The organism is Mycobacterium sp. NGS17 (assembly GCF_059813205.1).
In genome coordinates, this window is sequence record NZ_JCALED010000022.1 from 1 (window position 1) to 1,571 (window position 1,571).

The following is a 1,571-nucleotide window of genomic DNA, read 5'->3' on the forward strand; positions in this document are numbered from 1 at the left end:
TTGTCGCTCACTGGTGGACAGTGTGTCGGTCGATGGTTTCTGATGGGGCTACTTAGACGATGAGGTGTCGGTGGCTCCGGATGGGCTGTCGATGCACCCGAGGTGCCGTCGAGTCACTGCCTTTGTCGCTTGACACGCCGATGTCCACTCTTAGTGTTGCGGGGCTCGGCGGTTCCCGGGGTGTGGTGACCGTCGACAGGGCGATGCGTCAGGAGATCTGAACGCCGAGCAGTGAGCATCACAGGTATCACACCCCGCGCCGATGAGGGTGCCTCCCCACTGGGATCAGCAGCGAGGAGGCTGTCATGCAGTATGCCCCAGCGAGATTGGCCGACCAACCGTTCAATGGTTTGACGTGTGGAATCGATTGGGCCCGTGACGATCACGCAGTCGCAATCATCGACACGAATGCCCATGTTATCTACCGCGGCGTCATCGAACATAGCGCCAGAGGCCTCAAGAACCTGATCGCCGTGGTGACCCGCCACGGTGTCGGGGAAGTGGCCATCGAACGTCCCGACGGGCCAGTGGTCGAAGCCCTGCTCGAGGCTGGACTGACGGTGGTTGTAGTCAATCCCAACCAGGTGAAGAATCTGCGCAGCCGCTATGGGTCGGCCGGCAATAAGGACGACCGCTTCGATGCGTTCGTGTTGGCCGACACGTTGCGCACTGACCGGGCCCGGCTACATCCCTTGACCCCCGATAGCGCTGCGACTACCGCGCTGCGCGCGTTGTGTCGAGCCCGCAAAGACCTCGTGATCCATCGCGTGCGGGTGGCAAACCAGCTGCGTGCGCACCTCAACCGTGTCTATCCCGCGCCGGTCGGATTGTTCGATGCCTTGGACTCGCCGATCAGTTTGGCGTTCCTGAGCCGCTTTGATTGCCAGGACCGTGCGGACTGGCTGACCCCCAAACGCTTGGGTGCCTGGCTGGCCTCAGTGGGCTACAAAGGCCGTACCGACCCCGCGGTACTGCACGCCCGACTCAACGCCGGCCCGCGCGGATTCACCGGGCCCCACGCCGGGGCCTACGTCGCGATTACCACCGCCCTGGTGGCCACCCTAAACAACCTGGTGGCTCAGATCGCTGAGTTGTCGGCCCAGATACGCCAACAGCTCGCCGCTCACGCTGATGGCCCTATTTTCACCAGCCTGCCCCGTAGCGGCACCGTTCGGGCCGCACGGCTGCTCGCCGAAATCGGTGATTGTCGTGGCCGGTTTCCCACCCCAAATGCGTTGGCCTGTTTGGCCGGCGTGGCACCTTCGACCCGCCAATCCGGAAAAATGCGGTCCGTTGGGTTCCGCTGGGCTTGCGACAAACAGCTACGCGACGCCGTCTGCGACTTCGCCAACGACTCCCGCCACGCCAATCCCTGGGCCGCGGACCTCTACAACCGCGCCCGCGCCCGCGGCCACGACCACCCCCACGCCACCCGCATCCTGGCCCGCGCCTGGCTCCACGTCATCTGGCATTGCTGGCAGACCAACACCCCCTACGACCCCAGTCACCACCGCGCCCTCCAAACCCTGCTCACACAACAACAGCGAGCCGCCACTTGACACAGGGCAACT

General features: G+C 64.2%; 1 protein-coding gene. It reads left to right on the forward strand.

Going from position 1 to position 1,571, the window contains the following annotated elements:
* Nucleotides 1-305 precede the first annotated feature (305 nt).
* On the forward strand, nucleotides 306-1,559 hold the full coding sequence (locus AC5Y7E_RS24165; protein WP_499950935.1) for an IS110 family RNA-guided transposase: 1,254 nt from the start codon (nucleotides 306-308) through the stop codon (nucleotides 1,557-1,559).
* Nucleotides 1,560-1,571: the final 12 nt, after the last annotated feature.

Excerpts from the sequence above, each read along its gene's own strand:
- AC5Y7E_RS24165 (WP_499950935.1), top strand. The coding sequence starts at position 306 with ATGCAGTATGCCCCAGCGAGATTGGCCGACCAACCGTTCAATGGTTTG.